We start from the raw sequence: 25,166 nt of genomic DNA on the forward strand, positions 1-25,166 counted from the left end.
ACTCTTTTTAGATTACAATCATTCTTTTAAAGTATTTTAAAAACTCAGCTAAGATTAACAATAAATCATTTTAAATTATTTTAAGACGATTAAAAAGAAGTGAAGAGGATTGAAGATTAAAAATTAACTTTTTAAAATCCTTGCAAGTTTAAGCAAATTCGAAATCAAAAATTCTTTTTTTACGAGTTTAGGATTGGTTTTAAGTTCGTATTCGCTTTTAAGTAAAAGAGTGAAAATTTCTTTATATTGTTCGATTTTTAAACTAAAGGCTTGAGAGCTTAAATTTTGTCCCACTTGAGGGGGTGGAGTGTAGCCTAAAAGCTCTTTAAAATCAATTTTGCCATTGACTTTAGCATAAAGTGCGATTTTAAATAAACGATAAAAAGAATTATATAAAGAGTTGATTAAAGCAATTTCATTAAAATTATCTAAAATTTTTTCAAGTTCGCTTTTAAAGTCTTGTTTTTTTAAAATTTTATCAAAAAAGCTTTCAAAACTTCCTGTATTTAAACTATAGCAGTATTGTTCTATGGTTTTTTCATCTACTCTTAAACCGCTAAATTTATTAAGTTCGCTTGCAGCAAGATACAAGTTTTCATCAAAACTTGTAAAAAGAGTAAATAAAGCATTTTGAGTGATTTCAACCCTTAGTTGTTTTGCTTTTATGCTTAAAAGCTCCACGCCTTCTTTAGCTCCGTTAGCTTTAAAAAATCTTACAAAATGAGGAGAGAAAATTTTTTCTATGTCACTTTGCTTTGAACTTTCATCATAAAATTCTAAAAGAAAGAAATTGTCCGCATTGTTTTTGCAAAGTTCGACTAAAATTTTAAGATCTTTTATTGGAATTTTTTTAGAAGTTTTAATTTCTAATAATTTTTTTTCGCTAAAAAGCGATCCTGCGCTTAAAAAATCACTTGCATGAGTGAAGTTGTATTCTTCAAAAAAAAGTTTTAAAGTTTCATCGGGTTTATATTTTTCTTTTATAAATTCAGCATAAAGTTCGCTTTGAAAATTATCTGCTCCATAAAGAAAGAAAAAATTAGGTATTGAATCTTTAGAAAGCAGGGTTTGAAGCTCTTTTCTATACATTTTCTTCCTTTATAAGTCTTTGGGTGATTTTAGCATAAATTTTTGCCATAACTATATCCGCTTCCATGATTTGCACTTCAACACTTTCTAGTAAATTTACACGCGTATCATAAAGGATTATATCCGCTCCTTTGATTTCATCATCTAGTTTGGCTATGCAAGCTCCATCATTTTGCACAACTAAAGCTTTAAATTTTTTGCCTATATTTTTAGCTGCCCATCTAGCAAATTTTCTATCCATAAAATCAAAAGCAACCTTATCCGCCTCTCTTTCAAGCGTACTAAGACTCTCGCAAGTGCTTTCTATGTTTAAAAGCAGATAATTAAAAAGTTTTTCATCGTTTTTTTGTTTGGCTTTTAAAAGTCTGTGTAAAATAAGATCAGAATACCTTCTTATAGGGCTTGTAAAATGTGAGTATTTATCAAAACCTAAGCCAAAATGTCCCGCATTTACGCTAGAGTATTCCGCTTTTTTTTGTGCTTTGATGATGAGTTTATCTACTTCTGCTCTTAAATTTAATTCATCGGCTAAAGCTTGTATGTCGCGTATGAGTTCAGGAAGATTGGGCTTAAAATTTACATCGATTCCGAGTTCGCGTAATTCATTTAAAAGTTTATCGATTTTTCTTGCATCAGCACTTAAGTGATTTCTAAAAATACCTATATCTATGAGTTTTGCTGCGGCTTTATTGGCTAAAAGCATACAATCTTCGATCAAATTATGCGAAGGCGTGTCTTTTTCAAAAACTGTGCTTTTTAGACTTAAATTTTCATCTAAATTCATTCTTAATTCTTCGGTGCGAAATTCAAAGGCATTTTTAAGACGCATTTTGCGTAAATTTTTTGTGATTTCAAAAAGCTCATAAAGCCATGAAAGTTCTTTTAAATCAGGTTTTTGTACCAAAATTTCATCAACTTCATCGTAATTAAAACGGCGTTTTGAGTTGATAATACCTTCAAAAAGTTCTTCTTTGATGACTTTATTTTCATGATTGAGCGTGATTTTAAAACAATACGCTAAGCGATCTAAATGAGGTTTTAAAGAACAGATATTTTCACTTAAAGGACGAGGTAACATAGGTATAGCAATGTGCGGAAAATAAATAGAAAATCCACGATTTCTTGCTTCTTTATCTATAGCACTATAAGCATAAACATATTCGCTAACATCAGCAATAGCTACATAAATTTCTCGTTTTTGAGTGTTAAAATAAATCGCATCATCAAAATCTTTTGCATGTATAGGATCTATAGTGCAAAAAGGCAAGGCTCTTAAATCCATGCGATTTTCATACATACTCGCATCAACGCTATCACCGTTTGCTAGAGCTTCTTTGATACAAGCGTCGCTAAATTCGTTATTTTTATTAAAAAGAGCTAAGGAGATTTTTTCATCTATACTTTCATCATCAATATGCCCTAAAACTTCTATGATATTGTTATTTTCATTTTCTATTTTTAAAATTGTCCCTAAAGGTAGTGCTTTTAAGGATTTTTGAGAAGCTTTTAAGGCAGTGCTTAATCCTGTTTTGATATTCATTCCAAGCACGGCTTGGCCATACCTTTTGGTGATCACTAAAGAGGTTTCATTGGCTCTTTTTAGAACTAAAATCACCTTTGCACTGGGGCGTTTTTTCTTTAAAGGTAGAAGTTTTACTGCAACTATATCTTTATAGTTTGCACCTTTTAGGTTTTTGTTTTCTATCAAAAGATCTTTTTTGAAACTTTCATCAAAGCATTGTAAAAAACCTGTACCTTTGCTTGAAATATCAAGCACCCCAAAGGCAAAACCATTGTTAAGATAGTATTTGTTTTTGTGTTCTTTGATGATGTGATTGGCTAAAAGCTCTCTTAAAATTTGTTTAAATTCATTGCTTGCTTCGTGAGAGCTAATACCATAACTAAGACTGTTTAAAAATTCTTTCACTTTTGATACTTTATGATTTTTTGTAAAATTCTTACATAAAGTTTATAAAAAAAATATGAAATTTATACTTTAATTGCTATAATAATACCTTTAATTTTTGAATTTTTAAGGAGTGAATATGGCTATTACAGTATATTATGATAAAGATTGTGATTTAAATTTAATCAAATCAAAAAAAGTAGCAATTATAGGCTTTGGCTCTCAAGGACACGCTCATGCGATGAATTTAAGAGATAATGGCGTAAATGTAATTATCGGACTTCGTGAAGGTAGTGCAAGTGCTGTTAAAGCAAAAAATGCTGGTTTTGAAGTAATGAGTGTAAGTGAAGCTTCTAAGGCAGCAGATGTGGTTATGATTTTAGCTCCTGATGAAATTCAAGCAGATATTTTTAATGTCGAAATAAAACCAAATTTAAGTGAAGGCAAGGCTATAGCTTTTGCGCACGGTTTTAATATCCACTATGGTCAAATTGTTGCTCCAAAAGGTATAGATGTTATCATGATAGCACCTAAAGCACCAGGACATACAGTAAGAAATGAATTTACTTTAGGAGGTGGAACTCCTTGCTTGATAGCCATCCATCAAGATGAAAGTAAAAATGCTAAAAATTTAGCCTTAAGTTATGCAAGTGCGATTGGGGGCGGACGCACAGGTATTATAGAAACAACCTTTAAAGCTGAAACAGAAACAGATCTTTTTGGTGAACAAGCCGTGCTTTGTGGTGGGCTTAGTGCTTTGATTCAAGCAGGTTTTGAGACTTTAGTTGAAGCAGGTTATGAACCTGAAATGGCTTATTTTGAGTGTTTGCATGAAATGAAACTCATTGTGGATTTGATTTATCAAGGTGGTATTGCAGATATGCGTTATTCTATCTCAAATACTGCAGAATACGGCGATTACATCACAGGGCCAAAGATTATCACTGAAGAGACTAAAAAAGCAATGAAAGGTGTTTTAAAAGATATACAAAATGGTGTTTTTGCAAAAGATTTTATCTTAGAACGCCGTGCAGGTTTTGCTAGAATGCATGCAGAACGCAAAAATATGAATGATTCTTTGATAGAAAAAACAGGGCGTAATTTGCGCGCTATGATGCCTTGGATCAGTGCTAAAAAATTAGTAGATAAAGATAAGAACTAAACATTGTCAAAGAAAAAATTAGTTCAAATTCAGCGTTATTTAATCATAGCTATACTTTTTTTACTTTGTATAGCTTTAGCTTTGGGAATTTTAGTAAAATATCAAAATTCCCAAGATGTTTCTTCTGCTAAGCCGGATTATTTTGTTGATAAACAAGAAGATTTAATTTCATCAAACAAAGATCATTACGAAATTGGTATTTTTCAAGAGAGTGAGTTTGATAATAATAAATCTGTAAGTATTTTAGAGCAAAAAATTCAAGAAATTGATGATTTAAATACAAGTTTAAATGAGCAAAATTTAAGCAGTGTGGAGCAGAATTTAAGTTTAGAACAAAATCAGAGTTTAGAGCAAAATTTTATTCCAAAAGATATAAATTTAACCCAAGATCAAAATTTAACTTTTGATGAAGATATTCATTTAAATAAAATTTCTAAAAAACCAAAACTTGCTATTATTATCGATGATATGGCAAATGCAAGTCAGGTTAGAGGTTTAAAAGCTTTAAATTTAAAGTTAAATCCTTCTTTTTTTCCGCCAGATAAAAACCATAGCGAAACGCCAAAACTTGCTTTAAAATTTGATTTTTATATGGTGCATTTACCTTTAGCAGCGATTAATTACAATAAACCCGAGCTTGATACTTTAAATCCAAATGATAGCAAAGAAAGAATTTTTAAAAAAATCAAGCAAATTAAAAAAGATTTTAAGGATTTAAGATATATCAATAATCACACAGGAAGTTTATTTACAAGCAATGAAGAAGCTATGAGAAAGCTTTACGAGGCTTTAAAAAATCAAAATATATTTTTTGTAGATTCTAAAACTATAGGAAATTCTAAGGCAAATAAAATCGCTAAAGAACTCAGTATGCCTTATATACAAAGAGATGTGTTTTTGGATAATGAAGATGATGTTAATTATGTTAAAAAACAACTTCAAAGCGCAGTAAAACTTGCACAAAAAAAAGGTTTTGTTATAGCCATAGGACATCCTAGGAAAAATACTTTTAAAGCCTTAGAGCAAAGTAAGGATTTGTTAAAAGGCGTTGATCTTGTGTATTTGAGTGAAATTTATGGCAAGTGAAATTTTGCCTGATGAATTTTTAGAACTTTTTAAGGATTTAAAAAAGCCTCCTAAAAAATTACACTACAAAGGAAATTTATCTTTATTAAAACAAGACAAAATCGCTATTATAGGTTCAAGGCGTATGAGTGTTTATACGAAAAATTGTGTTTTTTCTTTAGCGAGTATGCTTAAAAATGCTCATCTTTGTGTGGTAAGTGGCGGTGCTTTGGGTGTGGATATCACTGCAAGTATGGCAGCTATGCCAAATACTATAGGTATTTTTGCTAATGGTTTAGATCAAATTTATCCAAGAACTAATGAAAAAATCATTAAACAAATTTATGAAAACGCTTTAGCTTTAAGCGAATACGAAAATGATTATTTGCCAAAAAATTATGACTTTTTACTAAGAAACCGTTTGGTTATTGCTTTAAGTAAAGCTGTTGTGGTTGCACAAGCAGATATAAAAAGTGGTTCTATGCAAAGTGCAAGGCTTGCTTTAGAGCTTAATAAACCTTTATATGTTTTACCGCAAAGACTAGGAGAAAGCACAGGGACTAATTTGCTTTTAAAGGAAAATAAAGCAAAGTTAATCTGTGATTTTAAAGAATTTGTAAGTGAGTTTGCAAGTATAGATACAAATCAAGATGAGTTTTTAGAGTTTTGTAAAAAAGGTGTGAGTGTTGATGAGGCTTTAAAAATTTATGGACAAAAAGTTTATGAATACGAACTTGAGGGAAAAATTTCCATAGAAGGGCTTTTTATAAGGGTTTTAGTATGAGAGCTTTGGCTTTAGATGTAGGTTTAAAACGCATAGGTGTAGCACTTTGCGTAGATAAAAAGATCGCTTTGCCTTTAGACGCAGTTTTAAGAAAAAATCGCAATCAAGCCGCTAATGAAATCAAAAATTTACTTAAAATACATGAAATTTCTTTACTCATTGTAGGTATTCCTAAGGGTGGGTCAAGTGAAGAAGAAATGACAAGACGCATTAAGCATTTTGTTTCTTTGCTTGAATTTGATAAAGAAATTTGCTTTGTAGATGAAAGTGGAACAAGTAAAGAAGCTTTAGAATACGGTGTAGCCAATACACGCAAAAAAGATGGTAAATTAGACTCTTTATCTGCTTTTATCATGATAAAGGATTATTTTGCTCTCTAGAATAGAAAAACTTTATACCAAAGATGAAATGCAAAATATTTTATCTTCTTTTACTCAAGAAAAAAATGTTTGTGTATTTGCAAATACTTTAAAAATTAGCATTGAAGAATTAGAAAAAGAATTTTTAAAACAAAATTTAAAATTTAAAAAGATTAATGCTTATTGTTATTTGTTTGACGCTAAAGATAAAGCCATCTTAAGTTCTATGAAAGTTTTTAATGAGGGGTACTTTTATATACAAAATTATTCTTCTTATTTGTGTGCTTTAAATTTAGAGGTCAAAGCAGGGCAAAGTGTTCTTGATATGTGTGCAGCTCCGGGTGGCAAAAGTATCAATCTTGCAAATTTTATGCAAAATACAGGTTATTTAGCTTGCAATGAGATGAGTAGGGATAGATTTTTTATTTTGCAAAAAAATCTTAAAAATTACGGCGTGAATGCTAAAGTTTTTATGAAAGATGGTAAAAATATAGGCAATTTATGTCCTTTAAAATTTGATAAAATTTTACTTGATGCACCTTGTTCAACTTTTGCTAAAATAGGTTTTGATTTGGAAAAAAGTTATAAAGAAATCAAAAATATTGCAAAAACTCAAAAAAAACTTCTACATTCTGCTTTAAAGGCATTAAAAATAGGCGGAGAGCTTGTATATAGTACTTGCACCTTTACCAAGGAAGAAAATGAAGAAGTGATAGAGAATGCTTTAAAAAGCGAGTTTAAATTAGAGCTTTTAGATATTGATTTGGAAAATGTTGAGGCTAAAGCAGGGCAAAGTGAAGAATTTGCTGAAATTTCAAAATGTAGACGGATTTTACCAAGCTTAGACTATGATGGATTTTTTATAGCTAAGCTTAGGAAATTATGTTAATTAATAAAATTATTCACATTTAAATACAAATTCATAAAAAAACTTAAAAAACAATAAATAATTTTTTCTTTATTTTAAAGCTTAAAGTTCTATTTTTAAGTACTTTGAAAAGAAAATCACAGCGTGAAAAGGCTGTGAATAAAGTTGAAATTTTTTTAACCTTAAAAAGATGAAATTAGTCTGATTGTATTTTTTGCAGTTTTGGAGCTATTACAGCTTGACAATATCCTTGATTGGGATTATTTATAAAATAATGTTGATGATAGTTTTCAGCTTTGTAGTAAGTTTGCAATCTTGAAATTTTAGTAACTATTTTTTTGCTAAATATTTTTTGCTGTTCTTCGATGAAATTTTGAGCTAAAATTTTATCTTCTTCATTTTCGTAAAAGATTATTGAGCGATATTGTATACCAATATCTCCACCTTGTTTATCTATACTTGTTGGATCATGAATTTTAAAAAAGAGCGTTAAGATTTCAAGAAGAGAGATTTGTTTTTCATCGTAATTTATTTTGACAACTTCTATGTTACCATCACCATTACACACGCTTTCATAGCTAGGATTTGGATTTCCTCCGCTATATCCAACTTCAGTATCGATTACACCTTTTAGGCGTTCAAATACGGCTTCAACACACCAAAAACAACCACCACCTAAAACGATATTTTTCATTGCGAGTTTTCCTTGAGTTTAGCCCTTTGAAGGGCTAGGATTATTTGTAGTTTTTGATTGCTTTTTCTAAAATTTCAATTGCAGCTTTTTCATCTTTAAAATCTTGCACTTTAACCCATTTGTTTGGCTCTAAAATTTTATAAGTTTCAAAGAAATTTTTGATTTTATTTAAAGTTGCTTGTGGTAAATCCGTGTAAGTTTTTATATTGTCATATCTTGCATCTATTTTTGAATTTGGAACTGCAAGAAGTTTTTCATCCATTCCGCTTTCATCTTCCATGATTAAAACACCAATTAAGCGACAAGGAATCACGGCTCCAGCTTGGATAGGATATTCATTAAGCACTAAAATATCCACAGGATCACCATCATCAGCCAAAGTATTGGCAATAAAACCATAGTTTGCTGGGTAAAACATCGCACTAGCCATAACGCGATCTACCATGATAGCACCACTATCTTTATCGATTTCGTATTTGATGCTTGAGCCGTATGGAATTTCGATTACGGCATTGATTTTATTTGGAATATCTCCGATTTTGATTTTGCTTAAATCCATTTTTTCTCCTTATATACTTTGAATTTTTTTAATCAGTTCTTTCATGTCTGCAACGATAGGTTCGATAGTGCGTTCCCCATCGATAATAAAATGAAGTTTTTTCTTTTGATAAAAATCTAAAATTTCATTTAAAGGTTCTGTATAAACTTTCATTCTATTATAAAACACTTCTTCATTGTCATCTGCACCACGATTTCTGCCTAAAACTCTTTCTTTGGCAACTTCTTCGCTTACTCTTACTTCTATAACACCTTTAAGACAAATTTCATTTTGCTCACTTAAAACCTTGTCAAATTCCATCATTTGTTCTACGCTTCTTGGATAGCCATCGATGATAATAGTTTTAGTTGGAGCAGCTTTTAGTGCGCAAACTATAGTATTTACAACAACATCTAAAGGAACAAGATTGCCTTTGGATATAAAACTATCTATAGTTTTTCCAAGCTCACTCCCACTTGCTACTTCAGCTCTTAAAAGATCTCCTGTTGAATAGTGTGTGATATTTGTCGCATCTGCTTGTGCGATTAAACTAGCATCGGTAGTTTTTCCACTACCCGGTGCACCTATGATTAAAAACAATTCTTTCATTTTATATTCTCCCTTAATTTGATTCCCAATTCTCTCATTGCTTCATTGCTAGCAGGCGATGGTGCATCTGTCATTAAGCATTGCGCTCTTTGGGTTTTTGGAAAGGCTATAACCTCTCTTATACTGTTTGCTCCTGTAACTAGCATGATGAGTCTATCAAGTCCTATAGCGATACCTCCATGTGGTGGAGCACCAAAACTTAAAGCATCAAGCAAGAAACCAAATTTTTCTTTTTGTTGTTCTTCATCGATATTTAAAAGTTTAAATACTTTTTGTTGAATATCGTTTTTATGGATTCTTATACTACCTCCACCTAGCTCAACGCCATTTAACACTACATCATAAGCAATAGATGAAATTTCTTCTAAATCAGTCTCATCGATATTTTTTGGCATGGTAAAAGGATGGTGCATCGCAGAATAACTTCCATCATCATTTTGCTCAAACATAGGAAAATCAACAACCCATAAGAATTCTAAGGCATTTGGATCTATAAGATTTAACTCGTTGGCTAAGAAAATTCTAAATCTTCCCATATAATCAAGCACTGTTTTTTTAGCTCCTGCACCGAAAAATACCACATCTCCTACTTCAAGTTCACAGCGTTTGCTTAGCTCATTTAAATCTTCTTCGCTAAAGAATTTACAAAGTGGACCTTTAAGCCCATCTTCTTTAACTTGTATAAAAGCTAAGCCTTGAGCACCAAATTTACGCACAAATTCTTCAAATCTTTGCATTTGTCTTTTTGAAAAAATAGTATCGCCTTTTGGAACGCGTATGGCTTTGATGCGATTTTTCTTTGTATCTTTGGCAATATTTGCAAAAATTTCATTATTTGACTTAGCAAAAATATCAATCACATCAATAAATTTAAGATCAAATCTTAAATCTGGCTTATCAGAGCCATAATTTTCCATAGCGTCTTTGTATTGCATTTGTCTAAAAGGGGTTTGAATTTCTTTGCCGCAAGCTTTGAAAATATCTTTTAAAAAAGTTTCAGCTACATTGATTACATCTTTTTGTTCGCAAAAACTCATTTCAACATCAATTTGTGTGAATTCAGGTTGGCGATCAGCTCTTAAATCTTCATCTCTAAAACATTTTGCGATTTGAAAATAACGATCAAAACCGCTACACATTAAAAGTTGTTTGAAAAGCTGAGGGCTTTGTGGAAGAGCATAAAATTCACCCTGATGCACACGAGAAGGCACGAGATAATCTCTTGCACCTTCGGGAGTAGCTTTGGTAAGAATAGGGGTTTCAACTTCTAAAAATCCCATATTTGCCAAAGAATTTCTAGCTGCTATACAAGCTTTAGAACGCAAGGCAAAATTTTCATAAAGTTTAGGATTTCTTAAATCTAAAAAGCGATATTTTAAGCGTAATTCTTCATTTACACTTTCATCAGCGATAGCAAAAGGAGGTACGGCACTTTCATTTTCTATGGTAAGTTTAGAAACAACTACTTCGATTTCTCCTGTTTTTAATTTAGGATTTACAAGTCCTTCGCCACGCGGACGAATAGCACCTTCTGCAATAAGTACAAATTCATTTCTTGCATTGGAAGCGATTTCATGAGCTTCTTTGCTATCATTTGGATCGCAAACAAGTTGGATAATACCACTTCTATCTCTTAAATCTATAAAAATAACTCCACCATGATCGCGGTAGCTATTTACCCAACCGCAAAGTTTAACGCTTTGACCAACATGGGAAATTCCCAAGTCTGTATTATAATGACTTCGCAAATTTATTCCTTGAAAAAGATTTTTTAAGATAATGAGCAAAATTATAGTATTTTTATTCTTTTGCTTTGCTAAGATTTGATATAATTTTTTATGCAAAATAAAATAGATCATAAAAATATTAAAACAATCGGACTTGTTACACGACCCAATGTGAGTTTAGATAAGGAAATTTTAAAACTTCAATCGATTTTATCTATATATAAAGTTGAGCTTGTATTGTTTAAAGAAAGTTCTGAAATTTTAGATTTGCCAAAGTATGGATTGGATGATTTGTTTAAAATATCTGATTTTGTTATTTCTTTAGGTGGAGATGGAACTTTGATTTCTTTATGTCGTAAAGCTTGTGAATATGATAAAGCAGTTTTAGGAATTCATGCTGGACATTTAGGTTTTTTAACAGATTTTAAAGTTGATGAAGCTGAAAATTTTTTTCAAGCTTTTTTTCAAGGAGAATTTAGAATAGAAAAGCCTTATTTGTTAAGTGTTTTTTTAGAAGATAAGCAAGGAAAAATTTTAGAAAAATTAGCTTTTAACGATGTGGTCATCAGTAAAAACAATCAAGCTTCTATGGCTCATATAGAAGTTTTTAGAAAAGAAAAGAAATTTAATGAATATTTTGGAGATGGGCTTATTGTTGCAACTCCTGCGGGTTCAACAGCTTATAATTTAAGTGCAAATGGGCCCATAGTTTATACTTTAGCTCAAGCTTTTATCTTAACTCCTGTTTGTTCTCATTCTTTAACACAACGCCCTATTGTTTTGCCAAAAGGTTTTGAAATAGAGATTATGGCAAAGGATTGCATACTTTGTATTGATGGGCAAGAAAATTATAAAATGAATGATTTTAAAAGTATAAAAGTGGGTTTAAGTGATAAAAATGTGGCTTTAATTCACCCAAAAAATAGGGATTATTTTCAAATTTTAAAAGAAAAATTACACTGGGGAAATTGATGATAAATAGAATTTTTATGAAAGAAAATCTTGGTTTTAAAAAGGCTGAGCTTGAAATTTCTAAAGGGCTTACCGTTTTTACAGGCCTAAGTGGAGCTGGAAAATCAGTTTTGTTTAAAGGAATTTTATCCGCATTTTCTTTGAGTGAAAGTGAGGCTAAAATTGTCGAAATAGAACTAGATGATAAGTTAGATTTAGAAAGTTTTGGCATAGAAAGCGAAGAGGAGAATGTTTTTAAGCTTTTAAAAGAAAAAAACACAAAATATTTTATTAACAATCAAAGCATAGCGAAAAAAAGTTTGCAAAATTTAAGTAAAACTTTTATTAAGTATTTAAGCGCAAAGGAAAATAACGAATTTGGAAATGAAAAATTTTTAAATCTCTTAGATGCCTTAGAAATGCAAGAAAATACAAATTTTATTTCCTTTTTAGAAGATTTTAAAAAAGATTTTAATGCTTATAGTCAAATTTCTAATGAGCTTAATGCAATTTTAGAAGAAGAAAAAAAAGTAGAAGAATTAAAAGAATTAGCTAGAGTGCAAATTGAAAAAATTTCAAGCATTAATCCTAAAATAGGTGAGTATGAAGAGCTTTTAATACTTAAAAAAAAGCTTTCTAAAAAAGATAAATTAGAAGAAGCTTGGAGTAAGGCAGAGCGTATTTTTGAGCTTGAAAAAGTTGTTATTGAAGCTTTAAATTTAAGCGAAGTTGATGCAAGTTTTTTTAGTGAATGTTTAAATGAATTACGCGTGATTTGTGAAAATCAAAAAATGGAAGATTTGGATTTTGATGTGGAGACGCTTTTAGATCGCATTGAAAATTTATCCTATCTCATCAAGCGTTATGAAAGCATAGAAAATGCTTTAGAAGTTTTAAAGCAAAAGAAACATGAACTAGAACATTATGAAAATTTAAGTTTTGAAAAAAAAGAACTTGAAAAAAAATTTCAAGAATTAAAACAAAAATTAGAAGAAAAAGCACAAATTTTAACTCAAACAAGAAAGAAAAACCTTAAAAAATTAGAAAAATGTTTAAATAATTATCTTAAAGATCTTTATATGAAAGACGCAAGTTTGACACTTAAAGAAAATGAAAAAATTTCAATTTTAGGCAAAGATGAGATGATGCTAGATATTAATTTAGCTCATTTAAAAAATTTAAGTTCGGGTGAATTAAATCGCTTAAGACTTGCTTTTATAGCCACAGAATGTAAAATTTTAAATGCAGGCAAAGGGATATTATTTTTAGATGAAATCGATGCAAATTTAAGCGGAAAAGAGGCTATGAGTATAGCCAAGGTTTTAGAGGAGCTTTCTAAGTTTTATCAAATTTTTGCTATTTCTCATTTGCCTCAACTTTCCTCTAAGGCGCATAATCATTTTTTAGTTGAAAAAAATGGCGAAGAAAGCAAGGTAAAAAAGCTTGATCAAGAAGAAAGAATTAAAGAGCTTGCTAGGATGGTAAGTGGAGAGCTTGTTAGTGATGAAGCAATCGAATTTGCTAAGACCTTGTTTAAGGATTAAGCGGATTTTTTATTTTACTATGTTAGAATATATAACTATAAAATTTCCTTTCTTTGAAACAAATATATTAAAAATTTTAGATATAAAGGTATTTTACACACTATGAATAAGAAAATTTTAATTATTGATGACAATAAAATGCTCGGCAAACTTTTAGCTAAAAAAATTCAAATGACTTTAGATTATGAGGTAGATATTGCTTTTGGTTTTGCCGAAGCTAAGGAATTAATGAATAATGATTATTTTTTAGCTTTTGTGGATTTATGTTTGCCAGATGCCCCAAATGGTGAAGTTGTGGATTATGTTATAGAAAAGAAAATTCCTGCTATTGTTCTTACGGCTAGTGGTGATAAGGCTACTAAAGAAAAATTTATGGATAAAGATATATTAGATTATATTTTTAAAGAAAGTGAAACTTGCATTGATGAGATTATTAGTTCTATTGTAAAACTTAATCAATATGCAAAAACTAAAGTGATTTTAGCTATGAGCAAGCTACCTGAACGTAATGAAATTAAAAAAATACTTACTCAAAGACAATTTAATGTTTTAGCTGCAGCTCATGGTGAAGAAGCAATGAGTTATTTAAATGATAATAATGATGTTAAGCTTATTATAGCAGATGTCAATATGCCAGTAATTAGCGGTTTTGAGCTTTTGACTCAAGTAAGGGAACGTTTTAGTGATGATGAATTAGGTGTGATTCTTTTGGGGGATCATAATGATTCATTTGAAGCGAATTCTTTTAAAAATGGAGTTAATGAGTATTTGTTTAAGCCTTTAAGCAAAGAAAGTTTTAATTGTCGCTTAGATCGTTGTTTATCTTACATGGATGATAAAAAATTTTTAAGCACTTATAATGTTTTAGATCCTGTATCTGGGGTTAAAAATTATAATGCTTTAATCGATGGAATAGATGATTATTTTAACGAAATAGCAACAAAAGACGAGGAATTTGCTTTTGCTTTCTTAGATATAGATAATCTTCAAATGATTAACGATGAATACGGCCGTGAAGTTGGTGATGAAGTAATTAAAACCTGCGCCAATGAAATAGTTAATGAAACTAAAGGAAGAGATCTTGTAGGTAGATATAGTGCAGAAAAAATTTGTATTTTACTTAAAAATATATCCCAAGAAAGAGCGATTAAAATCTTTTCTCGTATACGAGTAAATATAAAAAAAGCTGGTGTTTTAGTTAATTTAGATGAAGTCTTTTTTACAGCTTCTATAGGCGTGGTTTTTGGAAAAAGTGGAGATAAGATTGATTCTTTGGTTGATAAAGCAAGTAAAATATTGTCTCAAGCAAAAGATAATGGCAAGGATAGAGTTGAAGTATGTTCTTAAATCTTGATTTTCAAGATGGTTTAAGGATTGTTGATACGCATTGCCATCTAGACAGTGAAGCATTTAAAGATGATTTAGATGAAACTTTAAATCGTGCTTTTAAAAATGGTATAGAGAAAATCATCATACCTGGTGCTGATATAAAAGATTTGCCCTATGCAGCTACAATTGCTCATAAATATAAAAATATTTTTTTTGCAGTAGGAGTGCATCCTTATGAAATTGATAATTATGATGAGAAAATTTTAAGGCAGTATTTATGCGATGAAAAATGTGTAGCTGTAGGTGAATGTGGGCTTGATTATTTCCGTTTTAAAAGTGATCTTGCTGAAGAAATTCAAAAAGAAAAAGAAAATCAAAAAAAGATTTTTATCGCACAGCTTGAACTTGCTATTGAATTTAAAAAACCTGTTATCATCCACTCAAGAGAAGCAAATCATGATACCTATGAGATTTTACATGGGTATTCTAAGGATCTTGTAGGAGGAGTTTTACACTGCTTTAATGCAAGCGAACATTTGCTAACTCTTTTTGAAGATGGATTTTATTTTGGTATTGGGGGAGTTTTAACTTTTAAAAATGCTAAGAAATTAGTTGAGATTTTGCCTAAAATTCCAAAAGATAGACTACTACTTGAAACTGATGCTCCATATCTTACTCCAGAGCCTTATCGCGGTAAAAGAAATGAACCTTTGTTAACTCAATTTGTAGCAAACAAAATGTGTGAAGTATTGAATTTATCAAGAAAAGAGCTTCTAGAAATTTGTTTTAACAATTCTGAAAAATTATTTTTTAAAGGTTATTAATGAAAAAAAATTTATTGTGTTTTTTAATATGTTTTAATTTTCTTTTTGCACAAATTAATACTCCTGAATTTTATGAAAGACAAATGAATGTTTTAAGAAATTTAGATATTAATCCAAGTTTTATTAGTGATTTGATTTTTGTGCAAACTCAACAAGATATAAAATCAAAACATGCCCAAACTTTAATAGATAGTATGCAAAATTTTTCAAAAGTTACTCCTATGATAAGAAAAATTTTAGCCCAGCAGGAAGTTCCTGATGAGATTTTGTATCTAGCTATGGTTGAATCAGGCTTGAAAACTCATAGTGTTTCTAATGCCAAGGCTGTAGGGGTTTGGCAATTTATGCAACCAACAGCTAGAAATTTGGGTTTAAGAATCGATGCTTATGTTGATGAAAGGCGTGATCCGGTCAAGTCAACTTATGCCGCTACAAATTATTTAAAAGAGTTAAAAGAAGAATTTGGCAAATGGTATTTAGCACTTTTAGCTTATAATTGCGGAAATGGCAAGCTAAGACAAGCTATCAAGCAAGCAGGAAGTGATGATTTAAGTGTTTTATTGAACCCTGATAAGAAATATCTTTCTTTAGAAACTAGAAATTTTATAAGAAAGATTTTAACGCTTGCTTTTTTAGCTAATGATAGGGATTTTTTACTAGATAAAGATGCGTCTTTAATGAATTATGCTTTAAGCAATGAATTTGCAAAAGTTGATGTGCCTTCTTCTGCATCTTTAAAAGAAATAGCTAAAAATTTAAATATGGATCTTGCAACTTTTAAGAAATATAATCCACAATTTAAACATAATTTTACGCCTCCTGGTAAAGGGTATTATATGTATATACCACTTAATAAAGTAGCATTTTTTGATAAAAATTTTAAAGCAGAAAAACTTGCGAAGGTTGATACAACTATACCTATGACAAGAACTTATACCGTTAAGTCTGGTGACTCTTTATATAAAATAGCAAAAAATTATAATATAAGTGTTGATGAAATTCGAGAATTCAATAAAATAGCAAAAAATCATCTTAGCATTAATCAAAAATTAATTATACCAATCAAGGAGAATAAAAATGCAAATAAAAACAATTACACTAAAGTTGTCAGCCGTTAGTCTAGGGGCTTTATTTTTTAGTGGTTGTTTAGGCACTAGTTTTTTTTCTAGCTTGGATAATGCTCAAGTGTATTATCCTTCAAATGATTTTAAAAGCAGTCCTAGTTCTTCAGGGACTAAAGGAACGATGAAGCCTTATACTATCAATGGTAAAACTTATTATCCCACTGTTGTAGCAGTAGGTGAAACTGCTGATGGTATTGCGAGTTGGTATGGGCCAGGCTTTCACGGCAAGAAAACCTCTAATGGTGAAACCTATAATCAAAATGCTTTAACCGCGGCTCATAAAACTTTACCTATGAATACTATCTTAAAAGTAACTAATCTAAATAACAATCGTCAAGTTACCGTTCGTGTAAATGATAGAGGTCCTTTTGTGAATAATCGTATTATAGATTTATCAAAAGGAGCTGCTAGTCAAATTGATATGATTGCTTCAGGAACAGCTCCAGTAAGGCTTGAGGTTATAGGGTTTGGATCAAGTAATTCGGGTAATAATATTGTACATTCTAATGTAAACTATGGAAATAGTGGAGAGATTGCAAATAATGGACAAATTTATGAAGGTGGAAATTTCATGGTTCAAATTGGAGCCTTTAAAAACCCAGCTGGAGCACAAACGATAGCAGCAAGATATAAAACTTATAGAACTTATAGCTCTACTATACGCACAAGCTCAGTGGATGGGTTAAATCGCGTTTTCTTAACAGGCTTTAGAAGTGAAGATGAAGCAAGGGATTTTGCTGCAAGTGGTGCATTTGCAGGTGCATTTGTTGTAAGAGAGTAGAAATTATGACAGAATTGATTTTTTTGGATGTAGATGGCTGTTTAACTGATGGGAAGATTATTTATACTTCTAATGGAGAATTTATTAAAGAATTTGATGTAAAAGATGGAGCGGCTATCGAGGCTTGGCTAAAGCTTGGTAAAAAAATTGCTATTATTACAGGTAGAAATTGTCCTTGTGTTGAAAAAAGAGCTAAAGATTTAAAAATAGAAATTTTATATCAAGGCATCAAGGATAAGTTAGCTTGTGCAAAAGAAATTTTACAAAAACTTAATTTAGATTTTTCTCAGTGTGCGGCTATTGGGGATTATTTTAACGATAAGGCTTTGCTTGAAAGTGTAGGACTTAGTTTTAAGCCAAAAGATGGTCATAAAGATTTAAATGTAGACATAGTGCTTAGCAAAAAAGGTGGTAAGGCTGCTGTAGCACAGATGATAGAAATTTTAGTAGAAAAAAATCATCTAGAAGAAGAATGGAATAAGCTTTGGCTATAAAAATTTTTGGAATTTTAATTGCTCTTTTTACAATTACTTTTACGATTTTAAGTTTGCAAGATCCGTATTCTTTGAATTTGCAAACTAATGCTTTAAATTTTAAAAATATTGAGGCTAAAAATTTGAAAGCTTATGAGAGTAATGCTAGTACAATTAAGGCATATTATAAGGCAAATTCTTGGGTGAGATATGCAGATAGAGATGAATTTAATGATTTTATTACTTTAAATTTAGATTTTAATCTTAGTGCGAATCGTTTAGAGTTTTTCAATAAAGATATGGGCAAGGTTTTGTTTAAAGGAAATGTTACTTATATAGGTTCTAATAATGTCAAAATTATTTCTCAAGAGGTAGAATACCAACCTAAGGATAAAATTTTACACACAAATACTAATTTTAAAGCTCTAATTAATGGAAGTATTATTAATGGAAATACTTTAAACTATGATACAAAAAACAAAATTTTAAATATCCAAGGAGTAAACGCGTGGTTGCAAGACAAATAATTTTATTGTTAGTTTGTGTAAGTGTAACTTGGGCAACTCAAATTGAAGTAAAAGCTTTAAATTTTTACTCAGATGAAAATAAGGGTGAAAGTATTCTTAGTGGAAATGTAGAAGTAATTAGGGGTGATGATATTTTAAATTCTGAAAAATTGATTATTTATACGGATAAAAATCGCAAACCTATTCGTTATGAAGCAATGCAAAACGCTAGGTTTAAGATTGTTTTAAAAGGTAAAACTTATAAAGGTAGTGGAGATAAATTTATTTATAATGTTATTAAAGATACTTACGAGATTAATGGTCATGCTTATATAAATGAGCTTGGAAGCAATCAAAAACTTTTTGGTGATAAAATAATAGTCGATAGAAAAGCTAATATTTATCGAGTAGAGAGCAAGGATCAAAAACCTGCTCGTTTTGTATTTGATCTTAAAGACAAATGATAATTGGTGCTAAATTTATCACTTCTTTAGTGAAATTTGATGAGAATTTGAGCTCAAATTTTAGCGAAGTAGCATTTTTGGGGCGTTCTAATGTCGGAAAAAGTTCTTTAATCAATTCTTTGTGTAAACAAAAAAATTTAGCCAAAAGTTCGGCAACTCCTGGAAAAACTCAGCTTATAAATTTTTTCGAAGTAACTTGCAAAAGAAATGAAGAAAAATTTAATATCAATTTTATCGATTTGCCAGGGTTTGGTTATGCAAAGGTTTCTAAAAATTTAAAAGAAATATGGAATCAAAACTTAGATGAATTTTTAAAATTAAGAACCTCGATAAAGTTATTTATACATTTAATCGATTCAAGACATACTCATTTAGAGATCGATGTAAATTTAAATGACTATTTGAAAAGATTTTTACGACCTGATCAAAAAATTTTAAAAGTTTTTACCAAATGCGATAAATTAAATCAAAGTGAAAAAGCTAAGTTAAAAAATGAATTTAAAGACTCTATTTTAGTTTCAAATTTGAATAAATTTGGCCTTGATTCTTTAGAAGATATTATTATCAATCAAACTTTAGGTCTTGATAAATGAGAAGAAATTTAAGTGCTTATAAAGCAAAATTTAATGGAGCTTATGTCTTTTTAGGATTTTTTTTTCTAATCTATCAGATTCTTGGTTCGACTTTTATATATGCTCCGTTACTTTATGGGATTTTTTTCTGTTATATGTTTTGCTTACTAGAAGAGAGAGAAAGAACTTTTTCAAAGCTTGATTTTAGATGGTATTTTTCTTTATTTTTTTTATTTTTTACTGATATAACTTATAATTTTTTTATTTTTTCATCTTGGTTGGCATTTTTTATTTTTTATTATCTTTGTGCAGATTGGATTAAGACAAATTTAAAAATTGGTAAATTTATCCCTGTTGTTTTTGTGCTTTGTGCTTACGGCATTATTTTGTTTTTGGATATGATATTGTCTTATATTGGAGATGAAAAAATTAAAATTTTAGGATGGGCGTATATTGTTTCAGTTTTTATAGAATGTTGTTTAGCTTATGTGTTTTTTAAAGGTAAAATTTAAATGAGAATGCGTTTAGTTGTTGGATTTATACTATTGTTTTTTATATTTTTATTAAGTCGTGTGTATTATTTGAGTATAAAATCAAATGTATATTATGAAGAACTTGCCAAACAAAATGCCATAAAAACTGAATTTTTACCACCTGTTAGGGGTCAAATTACAGATAGAAATGGAACTTTATTGGCTATTAATGATTTGGGTTTTAGTATTTCTATTAAACCTTATTTAAGTATTAAAAAGTCAAATAAAGGAATTTTAGATAAAGAATTATCTGAACTTACAAATTTATTTCCCGATTTAAATGCTAGTAAATTAGCAGAAATTTATAAGAGAAATGATTCTTACTATAATCAAGATTTTATTAAAGTTGTAGATTTTATACCCTACGATGAGATTATTCCGCATTATTCAGAGTTAAATCTTAATAAAACAATAAAAATAGATCCTGTTGTAAAAAGAAAATATCCTTTTGGAAAATTGGCTTCGCATATTATTGGGTATGTAGGTAAGGCAAATTTGCAAGATGTTCAAGAAAATGAAATAGCAAAACTTTCTAACTATACGGGAAAAAGCGGTATAGAACGCTATTATAATGATATTTTACAAGGAGAAAAAGGAACTAGAGTTTATAAGGTTAATGCCTTAAATCAAGAAGTAGAACAGCTTTCTTACACTCCTGCTAAGTCTAATGATATAGAACTTACGATAGATATAGAGCTTCAGTCTTATTTAACTTCATTGTTTGAAGGGAATGCTGGGGCTGCTATAATTATGAATGTAAATGATGGATCTATTTTAGCTGCAGGGAGTTTCCCTGAATATGATCTTAATCCTTTTGTAACAGGGATTTCTTTTAAGGATTGGGATGAGCTTTCAAATAGTCTTGATCATCCTTTTACAAATAAACTTATAAATGGATATTATCCTCCAGGTTCTGTTGTAAAAATGGGAGTAGGGCTTTCTTTTTTAAATTCTAAAAATATTAGTCCATCAACTCAATATGTTTGCAATGGAAGCATTGAGCTTGGAGGCAGGTTTTTTAGATGTTGGAATCGATCAGGCCATGGACCTGTGGATTTAAAACATGCGATAAAATATAGTTGTGATGTTTATTTTTATAATGGCAGTTTGCAAGTTGGAATCGATCAAATAAGTGAAACTTTATCTCGCATTGGCTTTGGAGCGAAAACAGGGGTAGATTTACCTAGTGAATTTGTAGGGACTTTACCAAGTAAAGAATGGAAGATGCAAAGATATAGACAATCTTGGTTTCAAGGTGATACTTTAAATACAGCTATAGGTCAAGGTAATTTTCTTACAACACCTATGCAAATTGCTAGATATACGGCTCAAATCGCAAAAGGTGGAGAGGTTATACCTCATTTTTTAAAAAGCATAGAAAATAACAATACAACTATAGAAAATCAAATGGATGAAAATAAAAAAGAAATTTTTACTTTATTTGAAAAGAGTCAATTGCCTTATATAAGAGATGCAATGTATGCTGTTGCCAATGAGCAAGGAGGAACCTCTTATCGTTATTTGCATAATCTTGATGTGAAAGTTGCAGCAAAAACAGGAACTGCTCAGGTTGTGGGATTTTCACAGACAGATAAAAATAGGGTCGATGAAAAACAATTTGAGTATTATACTAGATCTCATGCGTGGCTCACTTCTTATGCTCCTTATTCTAAGCCAAAATATGTAGTTACCGTTCTTTTGGAACATGGTGGGAGAAATATTACTTCAGGGGCAACTGTAGCTAAAATTTATCAAAAAATGATTGAACTTGGATATTTTAAATAATTTTTAGTTGTAAATCGAGTTTTTCAAAAAAAACTTTTTTAGCAATTGGTTTAAAAACCTTGCATTAAACAAATTATAAGTTTAATACAAGGAAAATTTATCTATGTTAACAAAAGTATCTTAAAAGATGGCTTTTGTTCTTTTTTCAAGCCAAACTAGAGCTTTTGGATAATCACCTAGCTTAGGAGAAAGTTTTTCAAATACTTCTTTGTGATAATTGTTTAACCACTCTTTTTCTTTTTCATCTAACATTTTTGTATCAATACAAGATATTTCAAAAGGACAAAGAGTAACAGGTTTAAAGTATAAAAACTCTCCAAAATCTTTATTTTTAGGATTTTCTACTTTAGTATGAATAACTAAATTTTCAAGTCTTATACCCCATTTACCTACTTTATAAATACCTGGCTCTATGGAGGTTAGCATACCTTCTTTGGCTTTTGTTTTTTCAAGCACAGGGGATAGATAAGATAAAACTTGTGGACCTTCATGGACATTTAAAAAATATCCCACGCCATGTCCTGTGCCGTGTATATAGTCAATTTGTTCTTTCCATAAAGGTGCGCGTGTGATTGCATCAAGTAAGGGCATAGCTATATCTTTTGGAAAAATTGCACTAGAAATGGCAATATGTGCTTTTAAAACCAAGGTATAGTCATGAATTTGTTCTGCATTAGCCTTTCCTATTGGTACAACGCGTGTAATATCTGTTGTACCGTTTTTATATTGTCCACCAGAATCAATAAGTAAAAGCCCATCTTTTTTAAGATAAGCAAAACTCTCTTTTGTGGCTTTATAATGTGGATATGCTGCGTTTTCGTTAAAGCCTGCTATAGTGGCAAAACTATCACTTATGTAGTACTTGCTTTGTGCTCTAAATTCGCTTGCTTTAGCATCTATGTCCAATTCGCTTATTAATTCTTTATTTTCTATCGCTTCTTCAAGCCATGCAAAAAATTTACATAAAGCCACTCCATCTTCTATCATAGCATCTTGTATATGCGCTATTTCTTTTGTATTTTTAACTGCTTTTAAGTGAGTGCTTGGATTAATTTCTTGAATGATTTTTACGCTTTTATCTAAAGAATTTATGAGTAAAGCGGTCATTTTTGAAGGTTCAATAAGCAAATTTGTATTTGCAAGTTTTTCAAGCTCCATGATGATTTCATCATAATTTTTAAGCCAAAGCCCATCTAAATTTAATTTTTTTTCAAGTTCTGAATTTACTTTTTTCTGATCAACAAAAAGCAAAGCTTTGTCTTCCAAGATTAGCAAATGACTTAAAAATACAGGATTATAATTTACATCATTCCCTCTTAAATTTGTAAGCCAAGCTATATCATCAAGGCTGGAGATTAAATGAGAAGTAGCATTTAAATTTTTCATTTTTTGACGCACTAATGCTAATTTTTCTTTTCTTGAGTAAGAGCAGTATTCTAATTCGTGTTCATAAATTTTTTCTTGTGGTAAAGTGGGACGATCTTTCCAAAGTGGACTTATCAAATCTATATGTTTTAAATTTGCCTTGCAATTAATCTTTAAATCTTTTTGCAAAGATAAAGGTAAAAGTGCAAAATCGATGCCTAAAATTTGATCTTCGCTTAAATTTTTTTCCAACCATTTGGTAAAAGTATTTTTAGCATCTTGCTTTTGTAAAAGTATGCCACTACCTTCTAATTCCTTTTGTGCTTGAAGCCAATATCTTCCATCTACCCACAAAAAACCCTCTTCTTGTGTGATAAGAACTGTTCCAACAGAACCCTTAAAGCCACTGATAAAGACTCTGTTTTTGTAATATTCTGGTAAATATTCGCTCAAATGCGGATCCGCGCTTAAGATGAGATAGGCGTCAATATTATTTTCTTTCATTAATCTTCTAAGTTCTAATACTCTTTGTTTGTAAATACTCATATTTTCTCCTTAATATTAATTTTTTAGTATTTTATTGATAGGTTTTTTGAGTATAAGTAAAATTATAACAGCACCAAGTAATATCCACATACATTGGTAAAATAAATTTGGCAAATAAGCTATATTTTCTTCACTTGCTTTACCACCTATGAATCCAGCTAAAGCATTGCCTAATGCACTTGCTACAAACCAAAGTCCCATGACTTGATTTTTGATTAAATCAGGGGCAACCTTAGCCATTATAGAGAGTCCAACAGGAGACACGCATAATTCCCCAAGTGTTAAAAAGAATATACTTATGATAATCCAAGCCATGGATATTGGCAAACCATTGTTGTTTATTAGATTTTGTGAAGCAAAGGTCATCATCATAAAACCAATGCCGGCAAATAATATTCCTAAAGTAAATTTTCCAATGGAAGAAAAATATATATTTTTTTTCTCTAAAAATATCCAAATATAACTTGCTATAGGAGCAAGTATGATGATAAAAATTGGATTAAAAGATTGAAACCAGTTTGTTGGAATTTTCCAATCAAAAATATTTCTATTTGTAAAATCTTGCGCAAAAAGATTATAAGCGGTAGGTTTTTGTTCAAAAGTGCTCCAAAAAAAAGTGGCTACAAAGAATAAAACAATTAAAATTGTTAATTGCTGTTTTTCTCTTTTATTTAAGGTTTTAAAAACAAAAAGATATATGAAATAAATTACCAAACATAGTAAAATTACAATTAGAAGTTTTTTTGATAGTATTATGGGATTAATATCTGCAAGATTAATAAAAATTAGAAAAAATCCAATAATACTTAACAAGCTTATACTTAGTATAAGAGTTAAATTTTTACTTTTTTTAAATGGTTGTTCCCAGTTTTGCCTTAAAGTACAATTTTTATGAAATTCTTCAAGTTCAGGGATAGCTTTAAAATATAAAATAAGCAAAGAGATTAGCATACCTAAACCTCCTATGCCAAATCCTAAATGATAATTCTATTTTGCTTGAACAAAACCACATATAAGAGGAGCAATGAATGCTCCAATGTTAATTCCTATATAAAAAATCGTATAGCCAGTATCGCATCTTGTATCATTTTGTTTATATAACATTCCAACTGTTACAGAAGCACTAGTTTTAAAAAATCCAGTACCAATAACGATAAAAGTAAGTCCTAGGAAAAATATAGGTGTGCTTAGAATAGATAAGGCTATGCTAATATGTCCTAAAGCTATAATAAAAGAACCTAGAAATAAAGCCTTTTTTTGCCCTAAATAATTATCAGTAATCCAGCCTCCAGGAAGTGCTGCTAAATACAAGCATCCTGCAAAAATGCCATAAATTGCCGAGGCGTATTCAGTGCTTATTCCAAGTCCACCTTTGCTTATGGTTGTTGCCATGAAAAGCACAAGTAAAGATCGTATGCCATAAAAAGCAAATCTTTCCCAAAGTTCTACCATTGATAGAGAGAATAAAGGCTTGGGATGACCTAGGAAATTTGCATCGAGTTTTTGTATTTCTTGTTTAGTCACTTCTCAATACCTTTCTTTTTTATGCTTAAAATATTTTAACTAAT

At 30.2% G+C, this 25,166-nt stretch carries 24 protein-coding genes and 1 pseudogene; 17 read left to right on the forward strand and 8 right to left on the reverse strand.

All coding sequences use genetic code 11. The features are described 5' to 3' along the window. Nucleotides 1–123: 123 nt before the first annotated feature. Together AJ886_RS00440 and AJ886_RS00445 are read right to left on the reverse strand one after the other, a co-directional pair. Nucleotides 124–1,089 (reverse strand): DNA polymerase III subunit delta, encoded by a 966-nt coding sequence (locus AJ886_RS00440; protein ID WP_044794329.1) that lies wholly within the window; start codon nt 1,087–1,089, stop codon nt 124–126. Beyond that, entirely contained in the window at nt 1,082–3,016 is a 1,935-nt protein-coding gene (locus tag AJ886_RS00445) for an RNB domain-containing ribonuclease (RefSeq protein ID WP_070233148.1), read from the reverse strand. The genes AJ886_RS00440 and AJ886_RS00445 overlap by 8 nt, the downstream gene beginning before the upstream one ends. 118 nt (nt 3,017–3,134) lie before the next feature. On the opposite strand from AJ886_RS00445, the gene ilvC reads away from it, so the two are divergent. The 5 genes from ilvC to AJ886_RS00470 are packed head-to-tail and all read left to right on the forward strand — an operon-like array spanning nt 3,135 to nt 7,254. Continuing rightward, nucleotides 3,135–4,157 carry a ketol-acid reductoisomerase gene (ilvC, locus tag AJ886_RS00450; protein WP_044780557.1) on the forward strand — a complete coding sequence of 341 codons (1,023 nt, stop codon included), beginning with the start codon at nt 3,135–3,137 and terminating at the stop codon, nt 4,155–4,157. Nucleotides 4,158–4,160: 3 nt separating this feature from the next. Then, nucleotides 4,161–5,243, forward strand: coding sequence for a divergent polysaccharide deacetylase family protein (locus tag AJ886_RS00455; RefSeq protein WP_070276223.1), 1,083 nt, complete (start codon nt 4,161–4,163; stop codon nt 5,241–5,243). Further along, nucleotides 5,233–6,006, forward strand: coding sequence for a DNA-processing protein DprA (locus tag AJ886_RS00460; protein WP_070283756.1), 774 nt, complete (start codon nt 5,233–5,235; stop codon nt 6,004–6,006). Before AJ886_RS00455 ends, AJ886_RS00460 begins: the two co-directional genes overlap by 11 nt. Continuing rightward, a complete protein-coding gene (gene ruvX / locus AJ886_RS00465; protein ID WP_002871352.1) occupies nt 6,003–6,386 on the forward strand; it encodes a Holliday junction resolvase RuvX in 384 nt (127 codons plus the stop codon). The genes AJ886_RS00460 and ruvX overlap by 4 nt, the downstream gene beginning before the upstream one ends. A 28-nt stretch (nt 6,387–6,414) precedes the next feature. Further along, a complete protein-coding gene (locus AJ886_RS00470; protein ID WP_079860623.1) occupies nt 6,415–7,254 on the forward strand; it encodes an RsmB/NOP family class I SAM-dependent RNA methyltransferase in 840 nt (279 codons plus the stop codon). A 175-nt stretch (nt 7,255–7,429) separates the two neighbouring features. On the opposite strand, the gene msrA is transcribed toward AJ886_RS00470, so the two are convergent. The 4 genes from msrA to aspS are packed head-to-tail and all read right to left on the reverse strand — an operon-like array spanning nt 7,430 to nt 10,822. Next, nucleotides 7,430–7,927 carry a peptide-methionine (S)-S-oxide reductase MsrA gene (msrA, locus tag AJ886_RS00475; protein ID WP_002855174.1) on the reverse strand — a complete coding sequence of 166 codons (498 nt, stop codon included), beginning with the start codon at nt 7,925–7,927 and terminating at the stop codon, nt 7,430–7,432. 40 nt (nt 7,928–7,967) lie between these two features. Next, the gene (gene ppa, locus AJ886_RS00480; protein ID WP_002855031.1) at nt 7,968–8,486 is read right to left on the reverse strand and encodes an inorganic diphosphatase; all 519 of its coding nucleotides are present in this window, start codon (nt 8,484–8,486) and stop codon (nt 7,968–7,970) included. Between the two features lie 9 nt (nt 8,487–8,495). Further along, nucleotides 8,496–9,074 (reverse strand): adenylate kinase, encoded by a 579-nt coding sequence (locus tag AJ886_RS00485; protein WP_002855137.1) that lies wholly within the window; start codon nt 9,072–9,074, stop codon nt 8,496–8,498. Further along, nucleotides 9,071–10,822 (reverse strand): aspartate--tRNA ligase, encoded by a 1,752-nt coding sequence (aspS, locus tag AJ886_RS00490; protein ID WP_002854803.1) that lies wholly within the window; start codon nt 10,820–10,822, stop codon nt 9,071–9,073. The genes AJ886_RS00485 and aspS overlap by 4 nt, the downstream gene beginning before the upstream one ends. Before the next feature lie 90 nt (nt 10,823–10,912). On the opposite strand from aspS, the gene AJ886_RS00495 reads away from it, so the two are divergent. The 12 genes from AJ886_RS00495 to mrdA all read left to right on the forward strand — a co-directional run bounded on the left by AJ886_RS00495 (nt 10,913) and on the right by mrdA (nt 21,687). Continuing rightward, nucleotides 10,913–11,773, forward strand: coding sequence for an NAD(+) kinase (locus tag AJ886_RS00495; protein WP_002855276.1), 861 nt, complete (start codon nt 10,913–10,915; stop codon nt 11,771–11,773). Next, nucleotides 11,773–13,296, forward strand: a complete 1,524-nt coding sequence (locus AJ886_RS00500; protein WP_002856955.1) for an AAA family ATPase — start codon at nt 11,773–11,775, stop codon at nt 13,294–13,296. Before AJ886_RS00495 ends, AJ886_RS00500 begins: the two co-directional genes overlap by 1 nt. Nucleotides 13,297–13,398: 102 nt before the next feature. Continuing rightward, nucleotides 13,399–14,643 carry a bile resistance response regulator CbrR gene (gene cbrR / locus AJ886_RS00505; RefSeq protein ID WP_052857840.1) on the forward strand — a complete coding sequence of 415 codons (1,245 nt, stop codon included), beginning with the start codon at nt 13,399–13,401 and terminating at the stop codon, nt 14,641–14,643. Further along, complete coding sequence (locus tag AJ886_RS00510) at nt 14,634–15,449, forward strand: TatD family hydrolase (protein WP_052801328.1); 816 nt, start codon at nt 14,634–14,636, stop codon at nt 15,447–15,449. The genes cbrR and AJ886_RS00510 overlap by 10 nt, the downstream gene beginning before the upstream one ends. Then, the gene (locus tag AJ886_RS00515; RefSeq protein WP_002855040.1) at nt 15,449–16,567 is read left to right on the forward strand and encodes a lytic transglycosylase domain-containing protein; all 1,119 of its coding nucleotides are present in this window, start codon (nt 15,449–15,451) and stop codon (nt 16,565–16,567) included. The genes AJ886_RS00510 and AJ886_RS00515 overlap by 1 nt, the downstream gene beginning before the upstream one ends. Next, entirely contained in the window at nt 16,527–17,354 is an 828-nt protein-coding gene (locus tag AJ886_RS00520; RefSeq protein WP_002852227.1) for a septal ring lytic transglycosylase RlpA family protein, read from the forward strand. The genes AJ886_RS00515 and AJ886_RS00520 overlap by 41 nt, the downstream gene beginning before the upstream one ends. A gap of 5 nt (nt 17,355–17,359) precedes the next feature. Continuing rightward, entirely contained in the window at nt 17,360–17,848 is a 489-nt protein-coding gene (locus tag AJ886_RS00525; RefSeq protein WP_002866504.1) for an HAD-IIIA family hydrolase, read from the forward strand. Then, nucleotides 17,839–18,354 carry a hypothetical protein gene (locus tag AJ886_RS00530; RefSeq protein WP_070274942.1) on the forward strand — a complete coding sequence of 172 codons (516 nt, stop codon included), beginning with the start codon at nt 17,839–17,841 and terminating at the stop codon, nt 18,352–18,354. Before AJ886_RS00525 ends, AJ886_RS00530 begins: the two co-directional genes overlap by 10 nt. Beyond that, nucleotides 18,336–18,797, forward strand: a complete 462-nt coding sequence (locus tag AJ886_RS00535; protein ID WP_002852252.1) for an LptA/OstA family protein — start codon at nt 18,336–18,338, stop codon at nt 18,795–18,797. The genes AJ886_RS00530 and AJ886_RS00535 overlap by 19 nt, the downstream gene beginning before the upstream one ends. After that, nucleotides 18,794–19,390, forward strand: coding sequence for a ribosome biogenesis GTP-binding protein YihA/YsxC (gene yihA, locus AJ886_RS00540; protein WP_002869353.1), 597 nt, complete (start codon nt 18,794–18,796; stop codon nt 19,388–19,390). Before AJ886_RS00535 ends, yihA begins: the two co-directional genes overlap by 4 nt. Continuing rightward, the gene (locus tag AJ886_RS00545) at nt 19,387–19,881 is read left to right on the forward strand and encodes a membrane protein (protein ID WP_002855248.1); all 495 of its coding nucleotides are present in this window, start codon (nt 19,387–19,389) and stop codon (nt 19,879–19,881) included. Before yihA ends, AJ886_RS00545 begins: the two co-directional genes overlap by 4 nt. Further along, on the forward strand, nt 19,882–21,687 hold the full coding sequence (gene mrdA, locus AJ886_RS00550) for a penicillin-binding protein 2 (RefSeq protein WP_070287008.1): 1,806 nt from the start codon (nt 19,882–19,884) through the stop codon (nt 21,685–21,687). Between the two features lie 120 nt (nt 21,688–21,807). On the opposite strand, the gene AJ886_RS00555 is transcribed toward mrdA, so the two are convergent. Together AJ886_RS00555 and AJ886_RS00560 are read right to left on the reverse strand one after the other, a co-directional pair. Next, the gene (locus AJ886_RS00555; protein ID WP_070287009.1) at nt 21,808–23,598 is read right to left on the reverse strand and encodes an aminopeptidase P family protein; all 1,791 of its coding nucleotides are present in this window, start codon (nt 23,596–23,598) and stop codon (nt 21,808–21,810) included. Between the two features lie 15 nt (nt 23,599–23,613). Then, a pseudogene (locus tag AJ886_RS00560) lies at nt 23,614–25,122 on the reverse strand (peptide MFS transporter). Between the last annotated feature and the right edge of the window lie 44 nt (nt 25,123–25,166).

Source organism: Campylobacter sp. BCW_6465 (genome assembly GCF_001762815.1).
GTDB classification, from domain to species: Bacteria; Campylobacterota; Campylobacteria; order Campylobacterales; family Campylobacteraceae; genus Campylobacter_D; species Campylobacter_D jejuni.